This is a genomic window from Bradyrhizobium sp., from assembly GCF_016462955.1.
Lineage (GTDB): Bacteria > Pseudomonadota > Alphaproteobacteria > Rhizobiales > Xanthobacteraceae > Bradyrhizobium.
On record NZ_JAEMSD010000395.1, the window covers coordinates 1 to 6,416 of the forward strand.

A 6,416-nucleotide genomic window follows, 5' to 3' on the forward strand; every position below is an offset into this window, starting at 1 on the left:
GTGCCTGACGCCGCCGGGCCGCCGATCTGGATCACCATCCGCAAGGCCGGCAAGCGCGCCGCCTGCAACTGTCCGGGCGTTGCACCCGCCAGTTCCGGCAGCAGCGTGTTGAGCATCTCCATGTAATCGCTGGTCTTGAACACGGTGGCGGTGACGATCGCCGCGCAGCCCACTTTCCGAAGCGCAAATTCCAGCTCGCTGAGGCGGTAGGCGGGATTGATCGTCACCAGGATCAGGCCGGCCTTGGCGGCGGCGAACTGGGTCAGCGTCCATTCCGGCCGGTTCAAGGACCAGATGCCGATCCGCTCGCCGCGGTCGAGCCCGAGCGCGAGAAAGCCTGCGGCAAGTGCGTCGACGCGCTCGGCGAATTCTCTCCAAGTCCATCTGACGCCGTGGCTGGGCGAGACCAGCGCCTCGCGGCTTCCCCAGCGCCGCACCGCATGGTCCAGGCTGCGGCCAATGGTTTCGCCGAGCAGCGGCGTGTCCGAGATGCCGCAAACGTAGCTGTCCGCTTTATCAGCCAAGTGGAAATCCCCCGTCAAAATCCCCAGCATGCTCTCTCAGTCGTCATGCCCGGGCTGCCCCGGGCATGACGTGTGGAGAGCGCCTTCCTATCACGCCGCCTTCTGCCCGCTCCCCGCGTCGAGGCCGGCATAGACCCCGCGCTCGAAACCCGCGAACGCCTCCAGGCACTTCGCGTCGCCGAACGGCAGCAGTTGCATCAGGATCACGCCGGTGACATCGCGCGCGGGATCGATCCAGTAATAGGTGTTGGCCAAGCCCGCCCAGGCGAGGCTGCCGGCGCTGCGGCCCTCGGCCGTCTTGGCGGTGTTGATCATGAAGCTGAGGCCCCATTTCTTCACCTGCTCCGGATAGAGATCGACGTCGTTGGTGTACATCGGCGCCGCCGTGGTCATCTTGGTCATGTTGAGATCGCCCATCTGGTTCTGGCTCATCATGGCGATCGTGTCGGCCTTCAGCACCTGATTGCCGTTGCCGCGGCCCTTGTTCAGGATCATCTGGGTGAACTTGATGTAGTCGGCCGTAGTCGAGTAGAGGCCGCCGCCACCCATGTGGAATTCCGGCTCCTGCTCGAGCTCGAACGGGATGGAGGCGAGCTGGCCGTCCTCACCGCGCGCATGCATGCCGACCAGCCGCTTGCGCATGCTGTCGGTGATCTTGAAGGCGGTGTCGCCCATGCCGAGCGGGTTGAACAAATTGTCGCGCAGATAGGCGTCCAGCCGCTTTCCGCTGGCCGCTTCCACCGCCTTGCCGACGAAATCGATGTTGGTGCCGTACTCCCAGCGCGTGCCGGGATCCGACATGATCGGCGTCTTCAGGGCCGCGTTCTGGCAGGTGGTGATGGCGGGGATGCCGTTCTTGTCCAGATAGACCGCGAGATCGCCGTTCCACATATTGTAACAGAAGCCGGCGGTGTGGGTCATGAGCTGGCGCAGCGTGATCGGCCCTTTGGCCGGGCGCAGCTTCGCCTCGCCATTGGCGTCGAAACCTTCGAGCACCTGCGGATTGGCGAGATCGGGCAGCACATCGCCGATCGGCGCATCCAGCGACAGCTTGCCCTGCTCGACCAGCTGCATCGCGCCCGCCGTCGTCACTGCCTTTGTCATCGATGCGATCCAGAACACGCTGTCGGCGGTCATCGGATCGGGCTTGGACAGGTCGCGCTTGCCGAACGCGCCCTGGTACAGCACGTCGTTACCGCTGGCGGCGATGGCGACGACGCCGGGAATCTCCTTGGCCTCGCTCTTCTGACGCAGAATCTCGTCGATCTCGGCTTTGCTCTGCATGGGTTTCCTCGGGTTTGATTATTGTTGGAAGCGATCGATTGTCCTCCCGGATGTCCGGCACGGCAAGCGCCATCTATGGACCTGCACCGGTCGCGATGTCGTGACTTGACGGTCTTGATCCAACGCAGGACGACAACGAAGCTGAGCGCGTCTGCTCTTTTACAATTTGAGGTAGATTGTCGTACCTCGTCTCACCTTTGATGGGTTTCTCGCGACAAGCTTCGTGGCGTTCGGGCCCTTGAAACATTTCGTGAGCTGCCGCGTTCAGCACCTGGCCCGATCCGCGGGCCGACAAGACTTGATGCAAATGTTGCCGGCCGTGGATGGGCGGCGAGGGGGACCTCAGATGATTTCGACCTGGAGCGAATGGAAGCGCTATCCCCGTCCCGGACGGGGCGAGAACCTGGAGGCGCCGATTTTGCCGGGGATCTACGAGGTCCGCGTCGCCGGCACCGGCGCACTCTACTCCTTCGGGGCGGTGGACAATCTGGCGCAGGCGCTGGCACTGTTGCCGGTCGGCTCGAAATCATGGTTCGGCCGCCGCGACACGTCTCATGTCCCCGATCTCGAATACCGGACCTGCGCGACCTCGTCGAAAGCCGATGCCAAGGCCGCCGCCGAACGGATGATCGGCCGCCGCGAGACCTATATGAGCGGCGCGGCGTAATCACGGACAGCATCTGCTTCCGCGTTCGCGGTGCCCACCTCTCCCCGCTGGGGAGAGGTGAACAACCAGCCGCTCCCAGCTCTCATCTGACGTGCGTTGCGGGGCGGTGCATTGCGCACCGTCTGTCCCTATATTGCGGCCGATCCGATCGCCGCCAGGGAGAAACGCCATGACCCAGACCGCCGCCGCACGCGCCCCGCAAGCCACCGCCACCCTCCGTGACCGGCTGAAGGACCCTTCGCTGCTGAAGGAGGCCTGCTACATCGATGGCGCCTGGGTCGGCACGCCGGTCTTCGCCGTCAACAATCCCGCGACCGGCGCCGAGCTCGCCAAGGTTCCGCAGCTTGGCGCGGATGAGACGACCAAGGCGGTCGAGGCCGCCGAACGTGCCTTTCCGGGCTGGGCCAAGCACACGGCCAAGCAGCGCTCCAACATCCTGCGCAAATGGTTCGAGCTGATCACGGCCAACCGCGAGGACCTTGCGCTGATCCTCACCTCCGAACAGGGCAAGCCGCTCACCGAGGCGCTCGGCGAGGTCGATATCGGCGCGGCCTATATCGAATTCTTCGCCGAGGAAGCCCGCCGCGTCTATGGCGAGACCATCCCGACACAGCGGCCCGATGCGCGCCTGCTCGCAATTAAGCAGCCGATCGGCGTCTGCGGCGCCATCACGCCGTGGAACTTCCCGAACTCGATGATCACGCGCAAGGTTTCGCCGGCGCTCGCGGCCGGTTGCACCGTCGTGCTCAAGCCCGCCAACGAGACGCCGCTGTCGGCGCTGGCGCTGGCGGTGCTCGCCGAGAAGGCCGGCATCCCCAAGGGCGTGCTCAACATCATCACCGGTGATGCGCCCCCGATCGGCAAGGTGCTGTGCGAGCACCCGGCCGTGCGCTTCGTCGGCTTCACCGGCTCGACCGCCGTCGGCAAGATTCTTTATCAGCAGGCGTCCGTCGGCGTGAAGCGGCTCGGCCTCGAGCTCGGCGGCAACGCGCCGTTCATCGTGTTCGACGACGCCGACGTCGATGCCGCCGTCGAGGGCGCGATCGTCTCGAAGTATCGCAACATGGGCCAGACCTGCGTCTGCGCCAATCGCATCTACGCCCAGGACAAGGTCTACGACGAGTTCGTGCAGAAGCTCTCGAAGAAGGTCGCGGCGATGAAGCTCGGCGACGGCACCGAGAACGGCGTGACGCAAGGACCGCTGATCAACATGAAGGCGGTCGACAAGGTCGAGCGCCACATCGCGGATGCCGTCAAGCGCGGCGCCAAGGTCGTGACCGGCGGCAAGCGCAGCGAGCTCGGTCGCTCCTTCTTCGAGCCAACCGTGCTGGCCGACGTCAAGCCGGACTCGCTGGTGTCGCAGGAGGAGACCTTCGGCCCGCTCGCGCCGGTGATCCGTTTCAAGGACGAGGCCGACGTGATCGCGATGTGCAACGCCTCGCCGTTCGGTCTTGCGTCGTACTTCTATTCCCGCGATCTCGGCCGCGTCTGGCGCGTCGCCGAAGCGCTGGAAACCGGCATGGTCGGCGTCAATACCGGCCTGATCACCACCGAAGTCGCGCCCTTCGGCGGCGTGAAGGAAAGCGGCCTCGGCCGCGAAGGCTCGCGTCACGGCATGGAAGAATATGTCGAGATCAAATACGTGATGATGGCGGGGGTGTGAGGGCATCGTCATCTTCACACGTCATGGCCGGGCTTGACCCGGCCATCCACGTCTTAGCTGCAGCACGAAGAACGTGGATGCCCGGGACAAGCCCGGGCATGACGAAGGCTCATGCGGGCGACGCGTCGACTACCGCCGCAGCACCGCGATCGTCCGGTTCGCAAACGTGAGCCGCTCGGCCATGACTGACACGAAATACGTCAGCAGCTTGTGACTGAGCGCGGGATCTTCGTCATTGATCGCGTCGAACTGGTGGCTGTTGAGAACGTAGAGCACGCTGTCGACTTCGGCCTGGATCGTCGCGCTGCGCGGCGTGTGCGACACCAGGCCCATCTCGCCGATCGTGGTGTAGCGGCCGAGGCTGCGCACGCGGGTGCTGCGACCGTCTTCGGCGGGCACCATCACCCCGACGCGTCCCTCGAGGATGAAATGCATGGAATCGGCGGGGTCGCCGGCCTGCACGATGACCTCGCCGGCCTCGACCTCGATGCGCTGGCAGCGGTGGATCAGTTCGTCGGCATGCTTCTCGCTGCCGAGTATCCTCGTGAACCAGTCGCGCAGGCTGGCTTCTTCCCGCACCAGGCCCTGATGCTGCGAGATGATCTCGTTCTCGCACCATTCCAGCGCATGATCGAGCTCGGGAATGATGGTGACGCCTTCGCCGACGAAGTCGCTCGAGCGCAGCACCTTTTCGGCTGCGGTCGGCAGGTGCACCAGGATGAGCTCGACGCCGAGATCGGCCGCGATCCGCTTGATCTGGGCGAAGCTGTAGGCCGCCGACGAATCGACGCCGGTGACGAGCTTGAAGTCGAACAGCAGGTAGCGGCACTCCGGACGCTCCTGAAGCAGGCGCTTGACGTGCTGGTAGAGCCGGTTGGCGGAGCCGAAGAACAGATAGCTCTGCAGGTTGAGCCCCTGGATTTGACCGCCATGCGCCAGCAGCACCTCCTGGTCGTCGCGCGAGCGATCGAGCGAGGAACGGTATTCCGAGCCGTCGAAGCTGTACTTGATCGACTCCACCCGCGCCGCGCTGAACGCAAAGGTCGCGCAGCCAATGATCACGCCGATCAAAATACCCGGCACGAAGCCCCAGGTGACGATGATGACGATAATGGCGATCAGCGAGAGATATTCGAGCTTCGAAAGCCGCCTGCGGGATTCGACGATCCATTTGTGCAGCTGGTCGGCGCCGAGATAGAGCAGCAATCCGCCGAGGACGAATTTCGGGATGTAGCCGAGCAGCTCGGGGGCGACCGCCAGCACCAGCAGCGACAAGGCGGAGACGGTGAGGCCGGACAAGCGGCCACGGCCGCCGCTGGAGAAATTGAGGATCGTGCGGCTGACCGAGATGCAGCCGGCATAGCCGCCGAGCAGGCCGGTCAGCATGTTGGCCGCGCCGGTGACGTTCAGCTCGCGCTCCAGATTGGCCTCGCGATGCACGGCCACCTCGATGCCGGTGGTGTTGAACAGCGTGCTTGATGCGGTGACGAAGATGACGGCGACGAGATTGCCCAGCAGGTCCGGCACCGCGAACCAGGGATATCGAACGAGGCCGTCGGTGTGCCAGGGCACCGTGAAGGAAGCGGCCGGCGGCGGCCGGAAGGTCCAGCCGAGCGCGCGGGCATCATCGGGCGAGATGCCGGAGATCCAGAACGCCAGATGCGCCGTGAGCACGCCGCCGATCAGGATGATCGGGAGTCCGAGCGGCCCGCGCGAGCGATGCCAGGTCAGGTACAGCACCAGCGCCATGGCGCAGGCCGCGCCCAGCTCCGAGAGGGCGACACCGTCGACCAAGCGCGTCAGCGTGGCGAGCTGCACGGGATGATCGGTGATCACCCGGATCGCACCCATGACGATCAGCAGCCCGGTGGCACCGAGGAAGCCGCCGACCACGGGATAGGGCACGTAGCGGATGGCGCGGCCCATCCGGGTCAGGCCCAATCCGCACAACGCGACGCCCGTCAGCACCGTGGACAGGCACAGCGTGATCAGCACGGGTGAGAGCAGCGATGTCGACGGGTCGGCCGCCACGACGCGTTCGACCAGCGAGGTCGCCAGGATACCCGTCACCGCGGCGGTCGAGCTGTCGGGCGCGGCAATCGCGAAGCGCAGGGAGCTGCCGAGCGCGATGACGGCTGCAAGCACCGCGGAGCTGATGAAAGTCGCCGCGATCCCGTAGGATAAATAGGGCGACAAGGGCCCGGCGAAGATCAGCAGCGAATAGGACAGTCCGAACGTGACGGTCAGGACGCTGGCGGCACTTCCGCCCAATATATCG

General features: G+C 65.1%; 5 protein-coding genes. 2 read left to right on the plus strand and 3 right to left on the minus strand.

Annotated features, from left to right (window positions below; translation table 11 throughout):
* Both JHD07_RS29420 and JHD07_RS29425 read right to left on the minus strand, forming a co-directional pair.
* Positions 1 to 524, minus strand: a 524-nt coding sequence (locus tag JHD07_RS29420; RefSeq protein WP_291628531.1) for an AMP-binding protein, incomplete at its 3' end; no start/stop codon positions are given.
* A 90-nt stretch (positions 525 to 614) separates the two neighbouring features.
* Complete coding sequence (locus JHD07_RS29425; protein ID WP_291628532.1) at positions 615 to 1,808, minus strand: serine hydrolase domain-containing protein; 1,194 nt, start codon at positions 1,806 to 1,808, stop codon at positions 615 to 617.
* Between the two features lie 346 nt (positions 1,809 to 2,154).
* On the opposite strand from JHD07_RS29425, the gene JHD07_RS29430 reads away from it, so the two are divergent.
* Together JHD07_RS29430 and JHD07_RS29435 are read left to right on the plus strand one after the other, a co-directional pair.
* Complete coding sequence (locus tag JHD07_RS29430) at positions 2,155 to 2,475, plus strand: hypothetical protein (protein WP_291628533.1); 321 nt, start codon at positions 2,155 to 2,157, stop codon at positions 2,473 to 2,475.
* Positions 2,476 to 2,644: 169 nt separating this feature from the next.
* Positions 2,645 to 4,138 (plus strand): NAD-dependent succinate-semialdehyde dehydrogenase, encoded by a 1,494-nt coding sequence (locus JHD07_RS29435; RefSeq protein WP_291628535.1) that lies wholly within the window; start codon positions 2,645 to 2,647, stop codon positions 4,136 to 4,138.
* A 129-nt stretch (positions 4,139 to 4,267) separates the two neighbouring features.
* Here the strand turns inward: JHD07_RS29435 and JHD07_RS29440 are convergent.
* Positions 4,268 to 6,416 (minus strand): SulP family inorganic anion transporter (locus tag JHD07_RS29440; protein ID WP_291628537.1); only part of this gene is annotated, 2,149 nt, incomplete at its 5' end.